At 64.1% G+C, this 24,073-nt stretch carries 25 protein-coding genes and 1 pseudogene; 8 read left to right on the top strand and 18 right to left on the bottom strand.

Annotated features, from left to right (window positions below; all coding sequences use genetic code 11):
* Positions 1–2,436, bottom strand: a 2,436-nt coding sequence (locus tag QZY44_RS10050) for a glycogen/starch/alpha-glucan phosphorylase (RefSeq protein ID WP_295445788.1), incomplete at its 3' end; no start/stop codon positions are given.
* A 447-nt stretch (positions 2,437–2,883) separates the two neighbouring features.
* Here QZY44_RS10050 and gatB point away from each other — a divergent pair.
* A complete protein-coding gene (gatB, locus tag QZY44_RS10055) occupies positions 2,884–4,392 on the top strand; it encodes an Asp-tRNA(Asn)/Glu-tRNA(Gln) amidotransferase subunit GatB (RefSeq protein WP_295445734.1) in 1,509 nt (502 codons plus the stop codon).
* A gap of 93 nt (positions 4,393–4,485) precedes the next feature.
* Here the strand turns inward: gatB and QZY44_RS10060 are convergent, their stop codons facing one another.
* A complete protein-coding gene (locus tag QZY44_RS10060) occupies positions 4,486–4,788 on the bottom strand; it encodes a hypothetical protein (protein WP_295445736.1) in 303 nt (100 codons plus the stop codon).
* Positions 4,789–5,164: 376 nt separating this feature from the next.
* Between QZY44_RS10060 and QZY44_RS10065 the strand changes: the two genes are divergently transcribed.
* Positions 5,165–5,851 carry a DUF1345 domain-containing protein gene (locus QZY44_RS10065; protein ID WP_295445738.1) on the top strand — a complete coding sequence of 229 codons (687 nt, stop codon included), beginning with the start codon at positions 5,165–5,167 and terminating at the stop codon, positions 5,849–5,851.
* 45 nt (positions 5,852–5,896) lie between these two features.
* Positions 5,897–6,874: a hydrolase gene (locus QZY44_RS10070; protein WP_295445740.1), complete on the top strand. Its 978-nt coding sequence runs from the start codon at positions 5,897–5,899 to the stop codon at positions 6,872–6,874.
* A 6-nt stretch (positions 6,875–6,880) separates the two neighbouring features.
* Here QZY44_RS10070 and QZY44_RS10075 read toward each other — a convergent pair whose 3' ends face one another.
* From QZY44_RS10075 to QZY44_RS10110, 8 genes are all read right to left on the bottom strand, one after another.
* Positions 6,881–7,123, bottom strand: coding sequence for a hypothetical protein (locus QZY44_RS10075; RefSeq protein ID WP_295445742.1), 243 nt, complete (start codon positions 7,121–7,123; stop codon positions 6,881–6,883).
* Between the two features lie 276 nt (positions 7,124–7,399).
* Complete coding sequence (gene gvpA, locus QZY44_RS10080) at positions 7,400–7,618, bottom strand: gas vesicle structural protein GvpA (RefSeq protein ID WP_020503491.1); 219 nt, start codon at positions 7,616–7,618, stop codon at positions 7,400–7,402.
* A gap of 375 nt (positions 7,619–7,993) precedes the next feature.
* Positions 7,994–8,506 (bottom strand): YgjP-like metallopeptidase domain-containing protein, encoded by a 513-nt coding sequence (locus QZY44_RS10085; RefSeq protein WP_295445744.1) that lies wholly within the window; start codon positions 8,504–8,506, stop codon positions 7,994–7,996.
* A 33-nt stretch (positions 8,507–8,539) separates the two neighbouring features.
* Positions 8,540–9,604 carry an NAD(P)-dependent alcohol dehydrogenase gene (locus QZY44_RS10090; RefSeq protein ID WP_365303893.1) on the bottom strand — a complete coding sequence of 355 codons (1,065 nt, stop codon included), beginning with the start codon at positions 9,602–9,604 and terminating at the stop codon, positions 8,540–8,542.
* A complete protein-coding gene (locus tag QZY44_RS10095) occupies positions 9,597–11,609 on the bottom strand; it encodes a fructose-1,6-bisphosphatase (protein WP_295445746.1) in 2,013 nt (670 codons plus the stop codon). Before QZY44_RS10095 ends, QZY44_RS10090 begins: the two co-directional genes overlap by 8 nt.
* A 303-nt stretch (positions 11,610–11,912) precedes the next feature.
* Positions 11,913–12,401 (bottom strand): hypothetical protein, encoded by a 489-nt coding sequence (locus QZY44_RS10100; RefSeq protein WP_295445748.1) that lies wholly within the window; start codon positions 12,399–12,401, stop codon positions 11,913–11,915.
* A 73-nt stretch (positions 12,402–12,474) separates the two neighbouring features.
* Complete coding sequence (locus QZY44_RS10105) at positions 12,475–12,717, bottom strand: hypothetical protein (RefSeq protein WP_295445750.1); 243 nt, start codon at positions 12,715–12,717, stop codon at positions 12,475–12,477.
* 69 nt (positions 12,718–12,786) lie between these two features.
* The gene (locus tag QZY44_RS10110; protein ID WP_295445752.1) at positions 12,787–12,975 is read right to left on the bottom strand and encodes a hypothetical protein; all 189 of its coding nucleotides are present in this window, start codon (positions 12,973–12,975) and stop codon (positions 12,787–12,789) included.
* Between the two features lie 184 nt (positions 12,976–13,159).
* On the opposite strand from QZY44_RS10110, the gene QZY44_RS10115 reads away from it, so the two are divergent.
* Positions 13,160–13,492 (top strand): helix-turn-helix domain-containing protein, encoded by a 333-nt coding sequence (locus QZY44_RS10115; protein WP_295445754.1) that lies wholly within the window; start codon positions 13,160–13,162, stop codon positions 13,490–13,492.
* A 57-nt stretch (positions 13,493–13,549) separates the two neighbouring features.
* On the opposite strand, the gene QZY44_RS10120 is transcribed toward QZY44_RS10115, so the two are convergent.
* From QZY44_RS10120 to aceE, 6 genes and pseudogenes are all read right to left on the bottom strand, one after another.
* Positions 13,550–13,894 carry a hypothetical protein gene (locus QZY44_RS10120; RefSeq protein WP_295445756.1) on the bottom strand — a complete coding sequence of 115 codons (345 nt, stop codon included), beginning with the start codon at positions 13,892–13,894 and terminating at the stop codon, positions 13,550–13,552.
* A 433-nt stretch (positions 13,895–14,327) separates the two neighbouring features.
* Positions 14,328–14,894 (bottom strand): hypothetical protein, encoded by a 567-nt coding sequence (locus tag QZY44_RS10125; protein WP_295445758.1) that lies wholly within the window; start codon positions 14,892–14,894, stop codon positions 14,328–14,330.
* On the bottom strand, positions 14,887–15,204 hold the full coding sequence (locus QZY44_RS10130; RefSeq protein WP_295445760.1) for a DNA-binding transcriptional regulator: 318 nt from the start codon (positions 15,202–15,204) through the stop codon (positions 14,887–14,889). Before QZY44_RS10130 ends, QZY44_RS10125 begins: the two co-directional genes overlap by 8 nt.
* A 33-nt stretch (positions 15,205–15,237) precedes the next feature.
* Positions 15,238–15,546 carry a DUF5615 family PIN-like protein gene (locus QZY44_RS10135; RefSeq protein ID WP_295445761.1) on the bottom strand — a complete coding sequence of 103 codons (309 nt, stop codon included), beginning with the start codon at positions 15,544–15,546 and terminating at the stop codon, positions 15,238–15,240.
* A gap of 9 nt (positions 15,547–15,555) precedes the next feature.
* Complete coding sequence (locus tag QZY44_RS10140; protein ID WP_295445763.1) at positions 15,556–15,789, bottom strand: DUF433 domain-containing protein; 234 nt, start codon at positions 15,787–15,789, stop codon at positions 15,556–15,558.
* 260 nt (positions 15,790–16,049) lie between these two features.
* A pseudogene (gene aceE / locus QZY44_RS10145) lies at positions 16,050–17,332 on the bottom strand (pyruvate dehydrogenase (acetyl-transferring), homodimeric type); the annotation flags it as partial.
* Between the two features lie 75 nt (positions 17,333–17,407).
* Here aceE and QZY44_RS10150 point away from each other — a divergent pair.
* The 4 genes from QZY44_RS10150 to QZY44_RS10165 all read left to right on the top strand — a co-directional run bounded on the left by QZY44_RS10150 (position 17,408) and on the right by QZY44_RS10165 (position 23,524).
* Positions 17,408–17,638, top strand: a complete 231-nt coding sequence (locus tag QZY44_RS10150) for a hypothetical protein (RefSeq protein WP_295445765.1) — start codon at positions 17,408–17,410, stop codon at positions 17,636–17,638.
* Between the two features lie 411 nt (positions 17,639–18,049).
* Positions 18,050–20,806 (top strand): serine/threonine-protein kinase, encoded by a 2,757-nt coding sequence (locus QZY44_RS10155; RefSeq protein WP_295445766.1) that lies wholly within the window; start codon positions 18,050–18,052, stop codon positions 20,804–20,806.
* A gap of 61 nt (positions 20,807–20,867) precedes the next feature.
* Positions 20,868–23,180 carry an ATP-dependent Clp protease ATP-binding subunit gene (locus QZY44_RS10160; protein ID WP_295445768.1) on the top strand — a complete coding sequence of 771 codons (2,313 nt, stop codon included), beginning with the start codon at positions 20,868–20,870 and terminating at the stop codon, positions 23,178–23,180.
* Entirely contained in the window at positions 23,177–23,524 is a 348-nt protein-coding gene (locus tag QZY44_RS10165; RefSeq protein WP_295445770.1) for an FHA domain-containing protein, read from the top strand. The genes QZY44_RS10160 and QZY44_RS10165 overlap by 4 nt, the downstream gene beginning before the upstream one ends.
* A gap of 26 nt (positions 23,525–23,550) precedes the next feature.
* On the opposite strand, the gene QZY44_RS10170 is transcribed toward QZY44_RS10165, so the two are convergent.
* Positions 23,551–23,784, bottom strand: coding sequence for a type II toxin-antitoxin system RelE/ParE family toxin (locus QZY44_RS10170; protein WP_295445772.1), 234 nt, complete (start codon positions 23,782–23,784; stop codon positions 23,551–23,553).
* Entirely contained in the window at positions 23,781–24,071 is a 291-nt protein-coding gene (locus QZY44_RS10175) for a type II toxin-antitoxin system Phd/YefM family antitoxin (protein ID WP_295445774.1), read from the bottom strand. Before QZY44_RS10175 ends, QZY44_RS10170 begins: the two co-directional genes overlap by 4 nt.
* Positions 24,072–24,073 lie beyond the last annotated feature (2 nt).

Consider the following 24,073-nt stretch of genomic DNA (forward strand, 5'->3'; position numbering starts at 1 on the left):
CACCGGCACCGGCGGCACCGCCTCCATGTGCCAGATGTCCTGGTTGTACTCGGCGATGGTGCGATCCGAGGAGAAGTGCCCACTGTGCGCGGTGTTCAGGATGCTCATGCGCAACCAGCGCTCCCGGTCCCGATAGGCCGCCGCCGCCTGCTCCTGGGCCTCGACATAGCCGCGGAAATCGGCGGCAGTCATCCAGGGGTCATAGGGGTTGCGGATGCTGTGGATCACGGCGTCGAAGATGCCGCCTTCAAACTGGTTGAAGTGCCCGGAATCGAGCAGATTCATCACCTCCAGCAGCGCCGGGTCGTGGGCAATGATGCCCAGCGGGTCGTAGCCGGGGCGATGCGCCTCGACCTCCGCCGCGGTGAGCCCGAACAGGAAGAAATTCTCATCCCCCACCTGCTCCCGGATCTCGATATTGGCCCCGTCCAGGGTACCGATGGTGACTGCACCATTCATCATGAACTTCATATTGCCGGTGCCCGAGGCCTCCTTGCCGGCGGTGGAGACCTGCTCCGACAGATCCGTCCCGGGGGCGATGACCTCCATCAGCGAAACCCGGTAATCCGGAATGAAGGCCACCCGCAGGAGCCCCGCGGTCGCCGGGTCGCGGTTGACCACCGCCGCCACATTGTTGATCAGCTTGATGATCTGTTTGGCCATGTAATAGCCGGGGGCAGCCTTGCCGCCGAACAACACGCAGCGCGGCGTCCACTCCCCAATATCGCCGCGCTTGATGCGGCTGTACAGGTGGATCACATGCAGGATGTTCAGGAGTTGGCGCTTGTATTCGTGGATGCGCTTGACCTGGACATCAAACATGGCATCGAGCGGAAACTCCACCCCGCAAAGGTCTGCGACGGTCTGCGCCAACCGCTGCTTGTTCGCCTGCTTGATGTCGTGCCAGCGCGCGCGAAACGCCGGTTTTTCGGCATAAGGGGCAAGCCGCTTGAGCCGGTCCAGGTCATGGACCCAGCCGTCGTTGATGGTCTCGTCCAACAGCGCCCGCAGCCCGGGGTTGCACAGTGCCAACCAGCGCCGCGGCGTGACGCCGTTAGTCTTGTTGTTGAATTTGTTCGGCCAGAGGTCATGGAAGTCCTTGAACAAGCCCTCCACCAACAGCCGGGAGTGCAGTGCCGCCACCCCGTTGACCGAGAAGCTGCCGACGATGGCCAGATAGGCCATCCGCACCTGCTTGACATCGCCCTCCTCGATCAATGACATGCGGCGTTGGCGGTCACTGTCGCCGGGCCAGCGGCTGGCCACCTCGGCGAGGAAGCGGGCGTTGATCTCGTAGATGATCTCCAGCAGCCGTGGCAGAAGTTGCTCGAACAGCCATACCGGCCAGCGCTCCAGGGCCTCCGGCAGCAGGGTGTGGTTGGTATAGGCCATGGTCTTGCTGGTGATCGCCCAGGCGTCGTCCCACAGCAGCGCATGCTCATCCATCAGTTGACGCATCAACTCGGCCACCGAGATGGCCGGGTGGGTGTCGTTCAACTGGAAGCAATTCTTGGCCGCGAACTGGGTGAAGTCTTCGCCATTGAGCCGTACCCACTCGCGCAGCACGTCCTTGATGCTGGCGCTCGCCAGAAAGAACTGTTGCCGCAGCCGCAGCTCTTTGCCGTTCTCGCTGGCGTCGTTGGGGTAGAGCACCATGGTGATGTGCTCGGCGGCGTTCTTCTGGGCCACCGACTCCGGATAGCTGCCGGCATTGAACTCGCCCAGGTCGAACTCATCGGTCGCGGCCGCCTTCCACAGCCGCAGCGTATTGATGGTATCGTTCTCATAGCCGGGAATCGGGACGTCATAGGGCACCGCCAGCACGTCATGGGTATCCACCCAGCGCACGACGGGGCGCCCGTCGTGTTCCTTGAACCGCTCGGTGCGCCCGCCGAACGGGATGCGCTGGGTATATTCCGGGCGCCGCAGTTCCCAGGGGTTATCGTCGCGCATCCAGTGGTCCGGCTCTTCCAATTGCGCGCCGTCCTCGATCAACTGGCGGAACATGCCGTATTCGTAGCGCAAACCGTAGCCCTTGACCGGCAGTTGCAGGGTCGCACAGGAGTCCAGGAAGCAGGCGGCGAGCCGACCCAGGCCGCCGTTGCCCAGCCCCGCATCCGGCTCGCAGCCGGCCAGTTCCTCCAGGTGCAGGCCCATGAGGCTGAACCCGCTCTCGGTCACAGCGTCAACGCCAAGGTTCAACAAGGCGTTGGACAGGGTGCGCCCCATCAGGAACTCGAGCGACAGGTAGTGGGTGCGCTTGCAACCGGCCTCGTCATGGGCCTGCCGGGTGCGCTTCCAGCGCTCCATCAAACGGTCACGAAGCGTATTCGCGAGCGCCTTGTAGGCATAGTAGGCCGAGCGATTGTCGCGGTCGCGGCCCAGGGTGTGGGCGTAGTAACGGCGGAAATCCGCGGCGATTCCCGCCTCGTCCATCGCGAGCGCTGGGGTCGCGAAGAGCTGTTCGTTCGGCTCGCTGCGGCTGAATTTAGTGTGGGCAGACGTGGGCATCCGGTGATCCTGTGGTGACCTGGGACAAGGCGGTCTAAGTGGAGGAGAGGACGATCTCACAAGCCTGGAGTCCGTAACCAACTGATTTCAATTGATCCAGGCTTGCGCGATCAGTAATGATATAGTCAAGATTAGCATGACAGACCGCGTAAGAAGAGTCCTGCGCTCGTGGCGGGGCCGCGGCACGCCCGACCCACCCGTGTGGCGAAGCCGCTCAGGTCACAGCGGCATCGCGTGCGGGAGACCGGCCGGGGCCGCATTGGGAGACTGCACTCCCGGTGCCGCGCACTGCGTTGCCGTTGCCAGACCTTGAGATTGTGCAAGAATGGCACCCAAGACGTCCTTCCCCCGATCCCACAGGTAACACAGACGATGCAATGGGAAACCGTCATCGGTCTCGAGATCCACACCCAGCTCGCGACTCAGTCCAAGATCTTCTCGGGCGCGCCCACCCGCTTCGGGGCCGCGCCCAACACCCAGGCGTGCGCCGTCGACCTGGGGCTGCCGGGCGTGTTGCCGGTGCTCAATCGCGAGGCGGTGCGGCTCGCGGTGCGCTTCGCCAAAGCGATCGACGCGGAACTCGCCGAGCGCTCGGTCTTTGCCCGTAAGAATTATTTCTATCCTGACCTGCCCAAGGGCTATCAGATCAGCCAATACGAGTCCCCGATCGTGGGCGAGGGCCGGATCGAGATCGTGCTGGACGACGGTACGGTGCGCGAAATCGGGGTCACCCGGGCGCACCTGGAAGAGGACGCCGGCAAGTCGCTACACGAGGACTTCCACGGCGCCACCGGCATCGATCTCAACCGCGCCGGCACGCCGCTGCTGGAGATCGTCTCCGAGCCTGACATGCGTTGCGCCGCCGAGGCCGTGGCCTACGCGAAAAAAATCCACCAGATCGTGCGCTGGAACGCGATCAGCGACGGCAACATGCAGGAGGGGTCCTTCCGGGTGGACGCCAATGTCTCGGTGCGCCCCCTGGGTCAGGCCACCCTCGGCACCCGGGCCGAGATCAAAAACATCAACTCCTTCCGCTTCCTGGAGCGGGCGATCCAGTTCGAGGTGGAGCGCCAGATCGACCTCATCACGGCCGGCGGCCGGGTGGTGCAGGAAACGCGTCTCTACGACCCGGACCGCGACGAGACCCGCACCATGCGGGTCAAGGAAGAGGCGAACGACTACCGCTATTTCCCGGACCCGGACCTGCTGCCCGTTGAGCTCGATGACGCCTTCATCCGTGAGGCCACCGCGGACCTGCCCGAACAGCCGGACGCCATGCGCGAGCGCTTTCATGCACACTTCGGGCTCACGGAGTATGACGCCAACCTGCTGACCGCCAGCCGCGACCTGGCGGGGTTCTTTGAGGCGGTCGCAGAGGGGAGCGGTGAGCCCAAGCTCGCGGCCAACTGGATCGGCGGCGAACTCACCGCGGCACTCAACAAGTCCGGTCTGGAACTCAGCGCAAGTCCGTTGTCGGCCGAGCAACTGGCCGGCCTGATCCGCCGCATCCAGGATGGGACCATCTCCGGCAAGATCGCCAAACAGGTCTTCGAGGTATTGTGGACCGCAGGCTGCGATGCGGACGGGGGGAAGCCGCTGCCGCAGTCGATTTCCCTACCGTCGGTCACCTCTGAGCAATGGGGTCAAATGACCGTAGACCAGGTGATCGCCGACCAGGGGCTCAAGCAAATCACCGACAGCGGCGCCATCGAATCGCTGATCGACTCCATCATCGCCGCCAACCAGGACCAGGTGGCGCAATATAGGGCCGGCAAGGACAAGGTCTTCGGCTTCTTCGTCGGCCAGGTCATGAAACAGAGTCAGGGCAAGGCCAACCCGCAGCAGGTCAACGACCTGCTCAAACAGAAGCTGCTGGCCTGATACGCGGGCGGCGCCGGGCTCGCACTCGGCGCCGCCGGCCGCGACGCTGCAGCGCCGTCCGCGCGTCCCCCTGCCGGACCGCGGGGACGCGGGCTAGCGGCCGAGCGCGTCGAGGGCCTCGCTCAGGGACGCCCGCGACTCCTCGTACCGGCTGCCATGACAGACCTGACAAGGGGACTGCGAGAGCTCCTGAAGTTGTTCCGCAGTTTGAAATTCATCTGCGATTGCTTCGGCGATGCTCGGCATGAGCTCACGGTACGCCATGACGGCGGCCGTTTGATGGTCACTGCCGCCACCGATCAACTCCTGATATTTTGCCCAACAACCGGCAGCAAGCTGCCCTGTGCCGCCACAGGTCGGGCACGGTTCCAGCTTAATGACGCAATATTCTGACATGGCTTAGCCTCTGTTTCGGTAGTGTTCATCGCAATTGACGCCGCGACGCCGATGCCGGGGCGATGGAACGAGGACACTCCAGCCCTTTGGACCTGCACCATAACGCCCCCAGGCTGCCACAGGCTAGCAGATATATGGAGCCGCGAACAGGTCGCCGAACCTTGGTTGAGAAGCGACCAACTGCCACCAGCTAACGACCATGGCGAAACGACCCTCCATCCCGGAAGATAAAGGTCCGAGGTGGGAGCGGCCTTCAGCAGCGAAGAAAGGCCGCACCAACCCGCGAAGGCCCCCGCCCCCAGTGACGCAGCAGGTCCCGGGGCGGGACACCCCGGCTCATTTGGTGCTACAGCAATAGGGTCCAAGCAGGCAACCGATGAATTACGCTAATTTCCCACTCGCCAAGCTGTTGCACCATATCAGCGTGCGCCCGCGACTGGCCATCTCAACGTTCATCGGCGCCGCCGTCTATCCGGTACTGTCGGTGCTGCCGGTGACACTCGAACCAACAACCCGCGCCTTGATCACCTGGGATATCGGCGCCGGACTTTACCTCGTGCTGGCATGGCTCATGTTCAGCCGTACCCCGGTCGAACAGATGAGGGAGCGCGCCCGTGTGCAGGACGACGGTGCCAAGCTGGTGCTGATGCTGACCGTGGCCGCCGCGGTGGCCAGTCTTGCTGCCATCGTGATGGTACTGTCGGGCCTGAAAAAACTCCCAACGACACAGCAGGAACTGCTGCTCGGCTTGGTGGCGGTGACATTCATCGCCTCCTGGCTGCTGGTCCATACGACCTTCGCCCTGCACTACGCCCACGACTATTACGCCTCCCTGAGCCGGAACGCCTCCCCCCCGCTTGAGTTTCCCGACCAGGAATCACCCGTCTACATGGATTTTTTGTATTTCGCCATGGTCATCGGCATGACGTCCCAGACGGCAGACGTTGGGCTGGCGACGACCCGCCTGCGGCGACTGGTCATGGCCCACGGCATGATCGCCTTCGCATTCAATACCACGCTGCTAGCCCTGACCGTCAACATCGCCGCCGACTTGCTCGGTTAACCGACATCGCCCCAATCCACGAGACCAACGCCGGGAACCGCCGCCATGGGCCACATCGTCACGAGTCACTTCCGCCCGGCCTGGTGGCTCCCCGACCCCCACCTCCAGACCATTTGGCCGAGCCTCACGCGGCGCCGGCCCGACCTGACGCTCACGCGCCGCCGCATCGACCTGGCAGACGGCGACTTCATCGACCTGGCCTTGGGCGCGGGCAGCGGCCCCCGCGTGCTGGTGATTCACGGGTTGGAGGGCGATCTGCGGTCACACTATGCCGGGACTCTGCTGGATGCCCTGGCCCGGGCGGGCTATTGCCCGATCTTCATGCACCTGCGCGGCGCCTCGGATGAACCCAATCGGCTCGCGCGCAGCTACCACTCGGGCGCCAGCGAGGACCTGCACGAGGTCCTGACCCACCTGGCCCGCGACCCGGCGGGCACGCCGCTCGCCGCCATCGGTTTTTCACTGGGCGCGAACTTGCTGCTGAAATACCTGGGTGAACGGGGCGGCTACCCGGCGGGCGACCCACGGGGCCCACTGCTCGGCGCCGCAATCGCGGTCTCGGCCCCTTTCGTCCTACGCGACGCGATGCTGCGCCTGGATCAGGGCGCCTCCCGCATCTACCGGCGCTACCTGGTCGATCGGCTCAAGCACGCCTTCCGACGTAAGTTCGCCGCCCTACCCTGCCCGCTCACCATCGACCTGGCGACAATCCACGACTTCAACCACTTCGACGACCGGATCACCGCCCCACTGTGCGGCTTTGCCGGTGTCTTCGACTATTACAGCCAGGCCAGTTGCCGCGGCTACCTGCCCGCCATCACCACGGCGACCCTGATCATCCACGCTTTGGACGACCCCTTCATGTTCCCCGCCACCGTCCCCTTCGAGCACGAACTCGGCCCCGGTGTCACCCTGGAACTGAGCCGCCACGGCGGACACGTCGGCTTCGTCGCCGGGTCCAGACCCTGGCGGCCCCAGTATTGGCTGGAGGGACGCATGCTCGCGTTTCTGCGGGGCCTGTAAGCGGGCTTACCAAGCCGTCGCGCAAAACGAAACCTGCCCCTGATCGCGCTCGGACGCCCGCAGATCCTTGATCATCCGGGCCACCAACTGCCGGGCCGCGGTCCGCAGCCGTAGGCGCGTCTCGCGCTCCTGCGGACCCTCGTTGATGTCTTCGTGACTGTGCTGCGCGTCGATGTGGCGCAGCAGCGCCATCGCCTCTGCCATCATGGCAGCGCCATGAGCCTTTTTGTCGTACGTCGTGTAGTTCATTATATTCTCCGGATGATGTCCGGCACTGCTGAGGAGGAGACTGGCGCAAGACTTTACTCTACCCGAATCACCGCGGCGAGATGATCTCGTCGCCCTCTGCATCGTCGTCACTGACGGCGTCTGTTGGGCAACAGCGCACCGTCAGTTCGCGGGTGCCGGCCTGGCCGGTGCAGCTTTTGGTCGGGCCGACGCCCTGACTGGGAGCGGCGGCGCTGCTGGCTAAGGAGTCGATGCGTTGCGCATCCTCGCGGCACCCTTAAGGGGCGAACGGCTCAATCAGGCCGGAGCGGCTGCAGGGGCGGTGAGGCCGATGGCCTCGGCATACTTCAGGTAGGTCTCGACCGAGGCGATGACCACGCGGGCCTCAACGGCGAGCAACTCGATACCGACCAGCGAGACCTTCAACCACGCGTCGATCACGATGCCCTTGTCCAGGATACGGTCAACGACTTCGGCCAGACTGGAAGAATCGGTGGAGTTGGCGACTTTTGCCATTTTCTTAACCCTCTGAACGTCGGAACGAATGCACATGCAGTGCGATTGGAGCAAACCGATCGGATCTCAAATGACGCCGTGAGGCATTTAGTGAGTCATTCCGCCCCCTCTCCCGCCATTCGCATTGACTGTTCAATACGACTGGCGGGTTCGGGTCTTTGGCGGTGTAGCGTCCTGCCTGCTCGGTCGCTTGCCTGGTATGAAGCACGTGCTGTGCCAACACCGATCGCCGCCCGACGCAATCGCGATCACTTGATAAAACAGCCACCTATATTTCTTGGTCTGCTCAGCTGCCCGGCGTTGCGCGGCGATGGGCGTCCTCGACTATGGAATGAGTTCCCTACGTCTGGTGTCGGCACCCTAGCGCGCTGAGAATCAAGCCAGTGACGCCGGCCACAACGCCGCCCCGCCCGCGTCCACATGGCACAGATAGGCCCGCAGATCGAACTCGTAGCGGTGATAGTCGGGTTCCATGTGGACGCAGAGCTGGTAGAACGCCTTGTCGTGCTCCCGCTCCCTGAGATGGGCCAGCTCGTGTACCACGACCATGCGCAGAAACTCCGGCGGTAGGTCGCGGAACACCCCGGCGATGCGAATCTCCCGCTTGGCCTTGAGCTTCCCGCCCTGCACCCGCGCGATGGTGGTATGGGTACCGAGCGCGTGGTGCACCAGGTGCAGTCGGTTGTCAAAGCTTACCCGCGACAGCGGTTGCGCCTTGCGCATAAGAGCCGCCTTGAGTTCGGCCACATAAGCATAAAGCAACGCATCGGTACGCACCGCATGCCGCGTCGGATAACGCTCCGCCAGCAGGACCGCGAGCCGGCCTTCAACCATGAGCCGGCGCACTCGCTCGACCAGCGGCGCGGGATAGGCGGCCAGATATTTCATCGCCGTCATCGCCGCGCGCCCGGCGGCTTTGCCTCACACACCGGCGCCGGCCGGCTTGAGTGACGCCAGATCGATGACAAACCGATATTTCACGTCGCTCTTGAGCATCCGCTCATAGGCCTCGTCAACCTTCTGAATGGGGATGAGTTCGATGTCGGCGACGATGCCGTGCGCAGCGCAGAAGTCGAGCATCTCCTGGGTCTCGCGGATACCGCCGATCAGCGATCCGGCCAGCCGGCGACGCTTGAAGATCAGGTTGAAGACGGCCGGCGACGGATGTGGCGTCGCCGGTGCCCCGACCAGACACAGGGTCCCGTCGCGCTTGAGCAGTTCCAGATAGGCATCCAGATTATGCGGCGCGGCCACCGTGTCGAGGATAAAGTCGAAGCTACCGAGGTGCTGTGCCATTTCATCGGGGTGCTTCGAGATCACCACCTCAGCGGCACCCAGCCGATAGGCATCGGCCGTCTTGCCCGGGGAGTTGGTGAACAGCACCACATGGGCACCGAAGGCATGGGCAAATTTCACCCCCATGTGGCCCAACCCGCCCAAGCCGACCACCCCGACCTTCTGGCCCTTGCCCACCTGCCATTGGCGCAGCGGCGAATAGGTGGTGATGCCGGCGCAGAGCAGCGGCGCGACCCCCGGCAGGTGCAGCCGATCCGATACCCGCAGCACAAAGCCCTGATCCACCACGATCTGGTTGGAATACCCGCCGCAGGTCATCTTACCGGTATGCGCGTCTGGACTATTATAGGTCAGGGTGAAGGTCGGGCAATACTGTTCCAGGCCCTCCCGACAGTCGGGACAGGTTCCGCATGAATCGACCAGGCAGCCCACGCCAACCAGATCGCCCGCCTTGAAAGCATTGACATCGCCGCCGACATGGGTTACCCGACCGACGATCTCATGCCCCGGCACCACCGGATAGACGGTGTTCTGCCATTCGTTGCGGACGATGTGCAGGTCGGAATGACACACACCACAGTAGAGGATTTCGATCTGCACGTCGCGGGGGCTGGCCGCACGCCGCTCGAAGTGAAAAGGGGCCAGCGGCGTGGTGGCGCCCTGGGCCGCATAACCAAGCGTTTTAGTCATCGAGTCGGTGCTCCTTGATCAACCCCTCGCGGTAGGCATGCAACAGCGCATGCAATTCGTCGATTTGTTCCTGGATTCCGCGGCCACGATCGGTATCGCCGATGAGCATGCGCCGCGGATACGTGTGAATCACCTCGATCTCGGTGTCGATATCGAGCTCCTCCGACACCGCCTTTTCAGTCGACTCGAATGGCTGGTGGGCCGCCAGCAGCAGATACCGCGAATTGGAGATCAGCGTGTAGCCGGCAATGCCGGTCTCCTTTTGGTAGGCACGCGAGAAGCCGCCGTCGATCACGATCAGCTTGCCGTTGGCCTTGATCGGTCGCTCACCCTTCACCACCTTGACCGGCACATGGCCGTTGATGATACAGCCGTGGTCCGGGTCGAGGCCGAATTCGGTAAGAATCTTGCGGGCGCTGTCTTCGTTGTCGCGCAAGGAATAATACGGGTTGCGCCGCTCGGCGTGCGTTGCCTTATCGGTGAGAAAATAGCGCTCAAAGGTGGCCATCTTCTCCTTACCAAAGAGCGGCGACTGGGGCGCGCACCACAGGAACCACATCACATCCATGCCGTACTGCTTCTGCGCCGGGTTATCGATTGCGAAATAGCCTTGCCGGGAGAGCCGATCGACCCGGTCGAGAAAGGCCCGGCCGGTAAATGACTCGCCGTCGACATTGAAGGCGCGGAACTCACCGTCGTCGTTCATGGCGACGCAGCCGTGATACAGCAGATTGCCGTCATGGACCAGATACAGGCTGCCCTTGGCAAAGAGAAAGCGGGTGTGTTGCTGAAGCTTGCGGCTATTGACAAAGGACTGCCGCAATTTCTCGACCACCGCGTGCTCTTCGGGCGTCAAGGCATCGGGGTTGGCCGGATCGCTCGTCGGAAACTGCGTGTCGAGCAATGGGTGCTCCACCCCGTCGAGCGTCATCACGCCGCGCGCATAATCGACCTTATCGAGTAACAGGCGGTCATCCATCAGATAGTGCGGACGACGCTTGATCACCTGACTCTCCAGTTTGAACTGGATGATGGCGATCGCCTTCTGCATCTGCGCCAGCAGGCGGATTTCCTGACTGGTGAAGTTGTGGTCCTTGGGCAGTTTGGGACCAAACAATGCGCAGGGATCGTCGCGGTAGGCTTCAAGCGCGAATGAGGCCAAGGGCAACATGCTGATGCCGTAACCGTTCTCCAGCGTCTCCATGTTGCCGTAGCGCAGGCAGAAGCGGATCACGTTGGCGATGCAGGCATCGCTGCCGGCCGCCGCGCCCATCCACAGGATATCGTGATTGCCCCACTGGATGTCGACCTGGTGGTATTGCATCAGCGAATCGAGAATGATGTGGGCGCCCGGGCCACGATCATAAATGTCGCCGATGATATGCAGCCTGGCCACCGCAAGGCGCTGAATCAGTTCGGCCAGCGCGATGATGAAGGTCAGGGTACTGCCGGTGGCGACGATGGTGTCGATCTGACTCTGGTAGTAGGCCGCCTTGGACGCGACGCCCTCCTGGTCGTACAGCAGTTCTTCCATGGTCTCAGCCAGGTGACTGTGCAAAAAGTTGCGCACCGTGGAGCGGCGGTACTTGCCGGCGAGGCTGCGGCAAAACTTCACCAGGCGGATCAGGGTGAGGCGACTCCACTCGTCCTTATCGGCGACGGAGCCCAGCATCAGGGGCGCTTTCAGTTCGGGATAGTAGATCAAGGTGGCCAGATTGCGCCGTTCGGGCTTGGTCATCGAGTCACCGAACATGCCGTCGATCTTGCGCCAGATCGACCCCGCGCCATTGCGCACGACATGCTCAAAGGCCTCGTGCTCGCCATGCACGTCGGAGAGAAAATGCTCGGCCCCCTTGGGCAGCTGCAACAGGGCCGTCAGGTTGATGATGGCCGTGGATGCCGCCTGGATCGACGGATATTTCTCCGCCAGAAGGTTCAGGTATTTTAGCGAGATATCTGGGACTGGCTGGGACATGGGATGTTGGCGCTCACTGACGTTTGGCATGGACGAGGTACCTGGCACCCTATTTTCACCGCCGCGGGGCCTGGGAGCCAGCGCAACTGCTCCCGGCCAGGGTCCGTAGGGTGAACAAGCACAGCGCAGTCCAGCAACAACTGCGCGGGGCATAGTGGATTCGCCCAGCGCCCCGTGGGAGCGGCCGTCAGCCGCGACGAGGCCTCGCCGGTTACCGGGGCCTTGATCACAAGACCGGCCACGGAAACGTCCACCTCGGGTGAGTAAGGCGCGCGGCACGGAGCTGCACGGGCCGGACTAGCAGGCGCGCCTCACCCACCTGCCGCGATGCTTTCACGCATCCGTCGCTCCCGCTGCCAGACGTAATGCCCTCAGGACCAATTGGCGCTCCGCCATGATCCAGTGCAGTTCATGGATAGGTATCATGCATACCTGCCATGAAGAGTAGGCGCAGTCGCGAATCTCATGCTCCGCGAGCGGCGCGGTGGCTGCGGGTGAGTCGTATAATTGCTCAAGTCGCAAATCAGTCTGCGCCAATCGCCAGAGACAGTCTGCGTAGGTGGCGCCTTGTGTGGCCAGCAGATAGGCTTCATATTCTATCGCTGAGTGACGCAGTGCCTGACGAAAAGGCTCGCGGGCGTCGCGAAATTCAGTGCAATTCCCCTCTTGATCCACTGGGGGCGTGCCAAATGCATCTTGACGATTGCCGGGCTCCGCCAGATAGCGCAAGCAGAGCGCGCGATGGGGGCACCCACCGCCATGACAAAGGCAAATATCGTACCCAGTCGGTTGGTAGGCCAGGAAATCGGGAATCGTCATCATGCCGGAGGGACTCGTGCTATCGACTGGTTCTCAAACTCCACTATAGCAGGCGAAACCGCTATCGCGTTCCGCCCTACGCGAATTCCGTCACAGTGCCGGATGACGCAGCCGGTAGGCATCCAGGATCGGTTCCGCGATCCGTTCGGCCTTTGGGCTTGATCCCGACGCCCACGGCCGGCCAGCCGGGGATCTCGGTGTCGTCCAGATGGACCGGTATGACGGCATCCTCTGCGCGGCGCGTCAGTAGGATACCGCGGATCGTCTCCCACTCCATGGCGCACCAGGGCTTGGCGTAGTGCTCCGAGAAGAAGGGCACAACAAGCTCGGCCTCCTGGTAGAACGCCTGAAGCTTCAGGTCGCCGCCGCTGCCGAGCAGCCGGGCCTCCTACCACGCGTCGCAGAAAACCCGGTGGCGTCCGAGGACTTCGGCAAGACGCTCGACCACTTCCAGCACAAAGCCCCGATGCTCGCCAGGGAACGACACCGCAACGGCAAAGGGTGCATCGGCTGCCGCCGGCTCGCGCGCCCACTCCGGCAACCGCGTCGGCTCCAGCCCGTCGAGCAGTTCGAGCACCTCGACATCGGCGTAATCGGGCGGCTTGGGACACCCCGACCTCCTGTCGACCGGCGGGGTCGGCGCGAAGGGCAAGCGAAAGCATGGGCGAGATCGCACTGTACGCAATGAGCGTATACTGCGCCCGTGAAACTCGTCTTCTTTGAAACCCCGGTCTTCTCGCGCCTGCTCCCGGATTATCTGGATGACGGGTAAACGCAATCTGTCCGCCGAGATCATGGATGGTGTGGGGGCGATGCAGGCGCAACGGGAGGGCAAGATCACCCTGCGCACGATCGAGGCGGAAGACCTGCCGCCGCTGCGGGTCGATGCAGCGCTGATTCGGGAGACCCGGGAGCGCCTGAATGTGTCGCGGGCGGTCTTCGCCCGCCGGCTGCGCGTGGCGACGCGCACCCTGGAGAATTGGGAGCAGGGGCGTGCAACGCCCAACGCACAGGCCGCGGCGCTGATCCTGATGGTGCGTCAGTACCCAGATACCTTCGATAAGCTCCGGTCGTTGGACAACGAGGCGGCATGACGCCAAGGTCTGGAAGTAATAGGGAAGAGATCACGTTTTATTCTCCGCCCATCGATATCACCATTCTTGACGACTAAACGTGGTCCGTCCCTGATTACGCGCCCACATTCCGAGTTCTTTTACATAGTCGATCACTTTATCCAGAAGATATTTCTGTATATGTCCGACGGATAGAGTATTTTGCTTCTTTTCCAGTTCACCCTGAACTTCGGCGCCCGTGGTGCGCCACGTTGGCTCCAGGCAGTATACATCGCCATTCTTAATCTCGATAAGAATATCCGGCTTCAAGTTCCCGCCCGTCAGTTGCTTTTCGGGGGTAACTTGGCAAGCAATGTTCTCGGCATCCAGTATTTCATTAATAGCCTTGGCTGAGGTATGATGAATTATTGCTCGGGTCGTCAAGAAACTTTAGGACTCTATCAATAGCTACCTGCTTTTCCGTGCCCTGCGTAAGCGTTGATACCGTGAGATTCAGGTCTTTGTTGTTATCGCCTCCAACAAGTATCCATACGTGAGGTATCACTTTTTCCTTCAAGATATCTTTATATGTACCATTGATTTCCGCTGACTTGACTTCAAGCCTAAAATAGAACTCTGCTATAGTTTGAGAGTCATGTATTAGTGGCGCTGCTATTTCGCTTGTCAGTCCAAACGTTTCAAGAGATTGCCCGGGCGCCAAGTTCCTTGTAGTTAGATCTGAAATCTCGTAATAAACATCTCTTGGAACACCCGCAAAAGCGAATACCCCTTTTGTTATGACATCTACAATGCTATTTCGGCCGATTTCCCATCCGGCTTCTGAAAGGGTCTTTGCAGTGCCTTCGTCTGTAATCGGCTAAGCTATTACGACTCGCCCCTCTTCTTCCCTGAAAAGCATCCTCAAACTTTCAAAAAACTCCTTTGCTTCATCGAGCGTAATCCGAAAATTATCCCTATCGTATAGAACATATACCGACACCCTAGAAGGGTTCAATAGTTGCCGCCCTCTTATGTAATCGCACAGCTGATTTAGCGCGAGATCTTTATCAATCGGGTGAATATTAATTCCTTCAAAAAAATGGCCTAGCGTCTTAAAGAACGTGATCTTCCCCGATCCGGACTTTCCAAGAAAAAGCTCGAATCGCCGCAATCCTCCATCCCTAACTTGGCGCACCAACGTTTCAATCCTAGCTGTAGCACTGTCTATTCTTTGAACTAGCTGAGAAATAGCTGCACCTGTGTTCTTGGCTTCTCGTTCGAGCGCTTCAAATCGTTTTGGGAGTCTCAGTGTTGGAAAATCACTTTGCATATGTTTTTGCACATTGATTGGGAGTTCCGGGGACACGGAACATACATCAGGGTCAGCGCCCTTGTTGTCGGAGCCCTTATCGTCGCTTCTTGTCGTGGCCAGTTTTTCAGGCAATAGCTTGAATCCGTTTCTTCTCGATGACGGTCAAGAGCCGCAGCGCCGGGTCACCGGGGCGCTTGACGCCTCGCTCCCAGTCCGAGACGAGGTTCTTGCTGACGTTGAGGTAGCGGGCAAAGACTGGCTGAGAGAGATGCTCACGCTCGCGCAGCGCCCGGATGGCCCCGGGCGAGAGGGATTCGACCGGTGTCAGGCATGAGTCGTCGAACTCGCGCATGGTCTGATTGTCGATGGCGCCCACCTCGTGGATGGCCTCCATGGTTTCGTGGATTGAGGCCAGCGCGTCGCTACGGTACTGCTTCGTCATCGTCGTCAACCTCCGAAAAGTGGTCATTCCGGATCAGCGCCGCGAGTTGCTCATCCAGACCTTGTTCCGCTCGATGGACCGCATCGCGTAGCGCTGCATCCCGGATGTTCTGCTTGCGCATGAAGCGCTCGAACCCGAATGCAGGAGGCGCTGGCGAAAGACCAACTCGCCGAAATCTTTGTCCGAGGTCAGGAGCAGCGCCCGCTCGGAGTCTGCCAGGCGCAGAACCCGTTCGTCGTCGATTCCGGGATCCAGCTCGCGCACGTAGGTGACCACGTGGCCGGCATCACGCAACGCCGAGACGATCGCCGCGTCCACGTTCTCGTCGGCAACCAGATTCACAGCCGTTACCTAGGCGGCGATCTGGTGCGGACAAATGCGGTCTCCGTGGAGCGTCTCGGCGGCAAATTGCAGGACCGCGCGAACATCCGCGGGAGTGAGCCGCGGATTCGCCTCCAAGATCTGCGTCTCGGACTCCCCGGCCGCCAGCCGCTCCAAGATGGACTCGACCGTGACCCGCGTGCCCGCGACCACAGACTTGCCCATCATCACCTTAGGATCGCAGGAAACTCTATCGTTGCTCATCGGTTGCCCCTCACCAGTCGGATCGACAAGCCTATGATAGCTGAGCGCCGGGTGAAAATGGGGCCGCGAAAAGCGAGGATCGAGGTCAGCGCCGGGGGCAGGTCGAGGTCAGCCCGGGGAGCAGAACCTGCACCATTTGCCTGCTAAGCCGCGGGCATGGCGAGGTCATTCGGATACCTCAGGGACAGACCACGGTTCCCCGATTTCGCGACGACCAATCGGTGCGGACGACGCGTCGGCCGGGGACGCCTGAAGGCGTATCAGTAATCCCAAGGATTCGGGCCCCCCACGTCGATACCATAGCGCGCAATGGCCTCCTCGACCCTGGATGGCTCAAGCGCGCCGTCGTCGGCGAGCGCCTTGAGCGCGGCCAGCGCGATGTGGTGCCGGTCCACCTCGAAAAAGCGGCGCAGCGCCGCGCGGGTATCGCTGCGCCCGTACCCGTCGGTGCCCAAGGCGACGTAACGGCGCGGCACCCAGGCGCGAATGAGATCCGGCACCGTGCGCAGGTAGTCGCTCACGGCGACGACCGGCCCCAAGGTCGGCGCCGGGCGGTGCTCGACCCAGCTCGCCACGGGCGCCGCGCCCGGGTGCAGCCGGTTGCGCCGCTCGGCGTCGAGCCCGTCGCGGCGCAGTTCGGTGAAGCTGGTGACGCTCCACAGGTCCGCGGCCACGCCCCAGTCGTTTGCCAACAGCTCGGCGGCGGCGAGCGCCTCGCGCAGCAGGGTTACCGGCCCCCAGCAGCTGCACGCGCGGCCCGCCCCGGCTGTCCTCGGCCGCCCGCGGCCGGTACATGCCCCGCAGGATGCCTTCGTGCGCTTGCTGCGGCATGGCAGGATGGACGTAGTGCTCGTTGGTCACCGTGACATAGTAGAAGCAGTCCTCCTGGTCCTCGACTATCCGCCGCATGCCGTCGCGCACGATGGCCGCCAGCTCATAGCCGAAGCAGGGGTCGTAGGCGACGCTGTTGGGCACGAGGGAGAACAGCAGGTAGCTGGAGCCGTCCTGGTGCTGCAGGCCCTCGCCCGAGAGGGCGGTGCGACCGGCAGTGGCGCCGATCAGGAAGCCCCGGCAGCGCGAGTTGCCGGCCGCCCAGACGAGGTCCCCGATGCGCCGGTAGCCAAAGGCAGAATAGAAGATGTGGAAGGGCAGCATCGGCACGCCGTGGTGCTGTAGCTGGTGGCGGCGGCGATCCAGGAGGCCAGGGCGCCGGCCTCGGTGATGCCCCCTCCAGGATCTGGCCCTCGCGGGCCTCCTTGTAATAGAGCAGCTCGTCCTTGTCCTCCGGCTCGTAGAGCTGCCCGAGCGAGGAGTAGATGGCGACCTGCCAGAAGAGCGCCTGGATGCCGAAGGCGCGCGCCTCGTCGGCGACGATGGGCACCAGCGTTGGGCCAAGCACCGGATCGCGCAGCAGGTGTGAGAGGTTCTGAACGAACACCATGGTCGTGGACGCCCATCTTGCCCTGACCCCAATGGCCCATCCCGTAGCCCTTCTTGGTCTGGGCCAGGATCACGGTCGGCTGACCCCGGGTGGGCGACCACCGCGTGGTAGGCGGCGTAGATCTTCACCGGTGAGGATCGCGTTGTCGCGGTGGGGACGATGCCGGGGCTTTCGAGAATGATCGAAGCCGAACTCGAAGAGATCCGACGCGGAGGCGTTGCTGGCGATGTGACCACCCAGCTCGGCGGAGACGTTGATCGCGCGCACCACCATCGCGAGAGCGTTCCAGCGCACCAAGGCGACCAGCCGCTGCTCGGTCTCCAGCGTGCCCGGAAACGGCGGCTGCCCGGCCAGCGCGACGGTGTTGCAGGAGGGGGTGCTCCAGACTGGCGGCAGCGCTACACGTAGCGCCCGCGCCCGGTCGCTAGAGCTTGCGCAGCAGGTAAGGTGGTGCGGTCGCGGTCGACATCAAACGTCCGAACCTGGGGTACGATGTTCGCTTAGAGACCGCTGCCTGGGCGATCGAGAATTCGGGTCGGCTTTTCGATGCTGACGAAGCGGTGCTGCAACCCTAGCCTGAAATCGCTCTGGGCACCCGTCCGAGCGGGGGCTCCGAGCCCCGCGTGCCGGTCGGTAAGGGTCGCGCGGTATCGCCAAACTGCGGCATTGCTGCGGAGAGAGCCTAACCTGGTTTTCCGCTCCACCGATGGCGGGGGGCGTCCGCTCAGCCAATCTAAGGCATCGCCGTGCCACACTATCCGGCGTCCCCCGCGGTGTCTGCCCGCCGTCGACCCGCACAACCCATGGAGCGCGCTACCGATGACCGATTCAGCCGACGCCACCCGCATCCGCCCGCTCGGCGCGAACGAGATACCGCCGGGCGACGCGACCCGCCTTGCGGCCGCTAGCCGTTTCGCGTACGCACCCGGGGACGCGACCCGAATCGCGGGCGGGGCCTACCAATCCCGCGCGCTCGGGGCGGGCGAGCCGCCGTCGGCCGCGGGGCCCGCGACCGAGCCGGAGCGCTACCGCATCGGCGATGTCATCGGCGGACGCTACGAGGTCCTGGCCCTGCACATCGGCAGCCTGGGCGTGGTCTACGGCTGCTTCGATCGGAAAACCGAGCTTCCCCGGGCGCTCAAGACGCTGCGCGCGTACTTCGCCGGCGAGGCGCAGATGCGCCGACTCTTCGAAGAGGAGGCGGCCGTCTGGGTGCGCCTGGAGAAGCACCCGCACATCGTGCGCGCTTACCTGGTCGACCGCTTCGCCGGCGATGCATTCGTGATTACCGAGTACATCCAGGGCCGGGAGCGCATGGCCGCGGATCTGCGCGGCTGGCTCGGACACCCGTCGCTGACCATGCCGGTGGCGCTCGAGCAGGCCTTGCAGATCGCGCAGGGGATGGCGCACGCGGTCCGCCGGATCCCCGGTCTGGTGCATCGCGATCTCAAGCCCGCCAACGTCCTCGTGGACCCGTCGGGGCACGCCATGGTCACCGACTTCGGACTGGTCTGCGCCGCCGAGACGGACGCCGGCACCCCGGCCTACATGGCCCCGGAGCAGTGGCTCGAGAGCGCGCTCGATGCCCGCACCGACCTCTACGCCTTCGGGTGCATCCTCTACGAGATGCTGACCGCCCATCGGCTGTTCCCGGCCACGACTGTGGACGAGTGGCAGGCTGCCCACCTGGCGCGCGAGCCATTGACCCCCAGCCGGCTCAACCCGGCCTTGCCCGACGAGTTGGAGCTCTTCGTGCTGCGCTGTCTCGCGAAGCGGCCCGAGCAGCGCCCATCGGGCTGGGACGAGGCGGTCGAGGCGCTCGCCGGTTGCCGCCGGCGCCTGACCGGGCAGGCGCTGGTGCTCGATTTCGGAGTCGTCGGGCTCGATCTGGTCGAGTTGGTGAACGCGAGCTATTCGCTGGCCCAGATCGGGCGATTCGAGGAGATGCTCGCGGCCTGCGACCGGGCGCTGTCCATCGACGCGGACTGCGTCGTTGCCTGGAGTAACAAGGCCCTCGCGTTGGAGCGCCTCAAGCGCCACGAAGAGGCGCTCGTCTGTTGCGATCGGGCGCTCGTACGCGACCGACATTTCGACGCGGCATGGTGCATCAAGGGCGACGTTCTGGAGCATCTCGGACGCGCCGTGGGGGCACTCGACTGTTTTGACCAGGCGCTCGCCATCGACCAGGGCAGCGTCGCCGCATGGAGAGGCAAGTGTACCTCGTTGCTGACTCTCAACCGCCACGAAGAGGCGCTAGCCTGCTGCGATCGGGCGCTGGCGATCGACGAGGACAACGCACCCGCATGGCACGATAAGGGCGTCGCACTTTGGCGTCTGCGGCGCCACGACGAGGCGCTCGCCTGCTGTGCGCTGGCGCTCGCCAGGGACCCTTGCTACGTTTCCGCTTGGAACAACAAAGGCGCTTTGCTTCTCGAACGCCAACGCTGGGACGAGGCCCTGGCTTGTTTCGACCGGGGACTTGCCATCGACGAGGGCGCCGTCGGGCTGTGGAACGGCAAGGCCGCGGCGTTGCGCGCTCTCGAACGCCGCGAGGAGGCGCTGGCCTGCTATGACCGAGCGCTCGCGATCGATGCGGGCTACGTCTACGCATGGCACGGCAAGGGCGCCGTATTGCGCTGGCTCGGGCGCTACGACGAGGCGCTGGTCTGCTCTGACCGGCTGGTCGCCATCGACGCGGGCGGTGCCGGTGGATGGAGCGACCGGGGCGACGTATTGCGATCGCTCGGGCGCTACGCGGAGGCCGTTGCCAGTTACGAACGCGCGCTCGCCATTGATGAGGGTTGGGCCAACCTATGGTTCAACAAGGGCGTCGCGCTGCAACGTCTCATGCGCGATGAAGAAGCGCTGCTCTGCTACGACCGGTTCCTCGCCATCGACCCGAGCGACGCCCAAACATGGAGCGTCAGGGGCGACACGCTCTTGCTGCTAGCGCGCCACGACGAGGCGTTGGCCAGCCAGGAGCGGGCGCTCGCCATCGACGCCGCCTCCTTCAACGCCTGGTTCGGCAAGGGCAAGGCACTGTGGCGGCTCAAGCGCCAGGAGGAGGCGCTGGTCTGCTACGACCGGGCGCTTGCCCTCGAGCCCGGCAAGGCTAACGTGAGGCTCGCCAGGGGTACCTCGTTGGAGGGGCTCGGGCGCTACGAGGAGGCGCTGGCCTGCTACGACGCGGCGCTGGCCATCAACGCGGACAGTCTCGCGACCTGGTTCAGTAAGGGTATCGTCCTGCAGCGACTGGGTCGCCGCGAAGAAAGCTTGGATTGCTGGGACCGGGTGCTCGCCATCGATCCTCGCTTCGTCAATGCCTGGTACAACAAGGGCTCCGTGTTAAGCGCCCTCAAGCGCTACGCCGAGGCGCTGACATGCTACGATCGGATGCTCGCGATCGACCCGCGCCAGCTCGACGTATTGGATCGCAAGTGCGACGCCTTGCGGGAGCTCAAGCGCTATGGCGAGGCGCTGGTCTGCTGCGACCGGGCGCTTGCCATTGACGACCGCTATGTCCCGGCACTGCGCAACAAAGAGCTCGTGCTGCAGGCCCTCCGGCGCGGACAATAGGCGCTGGCCAGCGACGGTCGCGCCTCCGCGGTGCTCGACGACTACACCAAGAGTCTGAATCGTGACTGATCGAAGGCCATCCGCCGACAACGCCACGGAACCGCTCGGGCGCCTTGGCCCGCTGCTCGCGGAGTCCCGCGCGGAAGCGGGCCGCCTGAGCCATTCCTATCTGGGCATCGAGCACCTGTTCGTCGCCTTGCTGCGCCGCGGCGGCGAGACCGAGCGGCTGGTGCGGGCCATCGGTCTCGACCCGGTGGCCGTGCGCGACCTGATGCGGCGCGAGACCGGCCAGGGGCGGGGCGCCGCGGATGCACCCACGCCGACGCCCCGCCTGCTCGGGGTGCTGCACCGGGCCGCGGCCGACGGCCCGGACGGGACGCTCGACGAGCCCCGCCTGCTGCGCGCCCTGTTGGAGGAGGGTGAGTCCCTGCCGGTGCGCTATCTGTGCTCGTTCGGCCGTCGGCCGGACGATCTGCTGGGGATCCTGGCGGGCGGAGCCCGCCCGGCCGCAGAGCCGGATGCGACCCGGCTGGCATCGCCGCACGGCGCCCGCGCGCCGACCGCGGCCGATCCGGGTCAGGCGGGACCCGCGATAGTCCCGGCCCAGGGACCTGCGACCGCGCCGACCCCGATGTTGGACCGCTTCGGGCGCGACCTCACGAGCCTCGCCCGGCTGGGGCGCCTGTCCGACGCGCTCGGGCGCGAGCGCGAGATCGACCAAATCGTCACCGTCCTGGCCCGGACCCAGAAATCCAATCCGCTGCTGCTTGGCGAGGCGGGGGTCGGCAAGACCGCCATCGTCGAGGGTCTGGCCCTGCGCATCGCCGAGGGCCGGGTCCCGCCGCTGTTGCGCGGCTGGCGGATCGTCGAGCTCGGCATGGGGGAGCTCACGGCCGGGACCCAGTACCGCGGACAGTTCGAGGAGCGGGTGACGAAGATCCTCAAGGAGGCCGAGGCGGCGCCGGAGGTCGTGCTGTTCATCGACGAGATCCATACGCTGATCGGCGCCGGCAAGGCCGAGGGCATCGTCGCCGACGGGGCACAGATGTTCAGGCCGGTGCTTGCGCGCGGCGAGGTCTCCTGTATCGGCGCGACGACCCAGGACGAGTACGACCGCTACATCCGCAAAGACCCGGCGCTGGAGCGGCGCTTCACGCCCGTGACCATCGCCGAGCTGTCCGCCGAGGCGACGCTGGGCGTGCTGCGGTCGGTGGCCCAACGCATCGTGGCGCGCCATGCCGAGGGCGGTCAGCACCTGGAGATCGGCCCGGACGCACTGCGCGCGGCGGTCTCGCTGACCGGGCGGTTCGTGAAGTCGCGCCGGCAGCCGGATAAGGCGATCGATGCACTCGACCTCGCGTGCGCGCACGCGGTCGTGAGGGGGACCGGGCGGGTCGATACGGCCGACCTGGCGGCGGTGGTTGCGGACTGGACGGGCATCCCGGCCGAGCGGTTGACGCGCGCCGAGCAGGAGCGCTTCTCCGAGATGGAGTTGAGCTTGAACCGGCGCGTGGTCGGCCAGCCGGAGGCGGTGCAGGCCGTCTGTCGGCGGGTGCGCTCCGCGCTCGCCGGGGTCAAGGCCCCGAATCGGCCGATCGGCGTGCTGCTCTTCATCGGGCCCTCGGGAGTGGGCAAGACCCTGCTGGCGAAGGAGCTCGCGGCCTTCCTGTTCGACACCCCGGAGGCGCTGGTCCGCTTCGATATGAACGAGTACCACGACGCACACACGGTCGCGAACCTGATCGGCTCGCCGCGCGGCTATGTCGGCAGCGAGAGCGGCGGGCAATTCACCGAGGCATTGCGGCGCCAGCCCTACAGCGTCGTGTTGCTCGACGAGATCGAGAAGGCACACCCGGACGTATTCAACGTCTTCCTGCCGGTCTTCGACGACGGGCGCATCGCGGACAACCGCGGGCGTCCGGTGGACTGCTCCAACGCGGTCTTCATCCTGACCTCGAACCTGGGTACCGATGCGGTCGATGACGCGCACGCCGGACCGGACGATCTGCGGCGCCTGGCGGAGCGTTTCCTGCGCCCGGAGCTGGTCAACCGGATCGGCGACGTGGTGGGTTTCCGGCCGCTGGGGCTCGACGGGCTGGCCGCCATCCTGGACCAATTGCTGGCGGAGAAGGCGCAGCGATTCCGCCGTGGCCACGGGGTGGAGCTCGTCGTCGACGAGCCGGTCAAGGTCGGAATCCTGGATGCCGCGTTCGACCCCCGCATGGGTGCGCGCGCGCTGGAGCGGGAGCTGGATAGGCGAATCGTGCAGCCGTTGGTGGATGCCATCTTCTCCGGCCGGATCGGGACGGGCGCGGTGCGTGCGGTAGTCGACGGCACTGAGATCGCTTTCCGGCAAGAGGATACGCAGAAATGATCGAGCTGGTCTTGCGCTTTCTGAGCGGTCCCCGTGACGGGGAGGTCTTGGCCGTGTCGGCGGTTGGCGATCCCCCGCAGGTCCGGATCGGGCGGCTTGCGGAGTGCGAGGTGGCGATCCCGGAGGACCCGGAGGCATCGCGCCGGCATGCCGTTCTGACCTGGCGCGGCGATGCATGGTGGATCGAGGACCCGGGCAGTGCCAATGGGACCTTCCTGGGCGAGTTTGGGCGGGCGCTGCGCGTCGCCGCGCCGACCGCGATCGGATACGGAGAGGTCTTCCGGGTGGGCCTTACCCGGCTGCGGCTGGAGCCACGGGGGAACACATCAAAGCGGGCGAGCTAGGCGAAATCGACTGCGACTCCTCTGTGCTAATGTCGGTGAGCTCGAAAGTAGATCGCATAGCTCTGCTGCGGGTAGCTATAGAGCCCGTCGGCGATGTCCGGCCGAGCCTTCCAGAGTAAAGGGTTGTCGCAGAGCCAGTGGAAACGGCTCACCAAGGCATCGACATAGCGATCGGCCTGATCGAGCATCCATTGTTCGGCGGAGTAGACCCAGATCTCAGCGAGGTCCGCTTCCGCCCTGGAGGAAAGCCGATAGATCACTTCCTGGCGAGTCGCTCGCGGCCGGCGGCCTTGATCCGTGCGGCGAGCTTCGGCAGATCCTCAGCCTCGTAATGGGTGCACGCGCCGCGCTCGAGGTCCGCGAGCCCAAGGTCGATCTCCGCACGGAGCTGCCGGAGCTTGATGTCGTTCAACTCGTCGTACTCCTCCTTGGAGACCACGACAGCGACGGCTCGACCGTGGCGCTCAATGACGACGGGCTCGCTCCGGGCCGTGTCCACCAGTTGGCCGAAACGGGCCTTGGCGTCGTGGGCGGAAACGTTTTGCATGG

Origin of the sequence: uncultured Thiodictyon sp. (assembly GCA_903837595.1) — a bacterium.
Lineage (GTDB): Bacteria > Pseudomonadota > Gammaproteobacteria > Chromatiales > Chromatiaceae > Thiodictyon.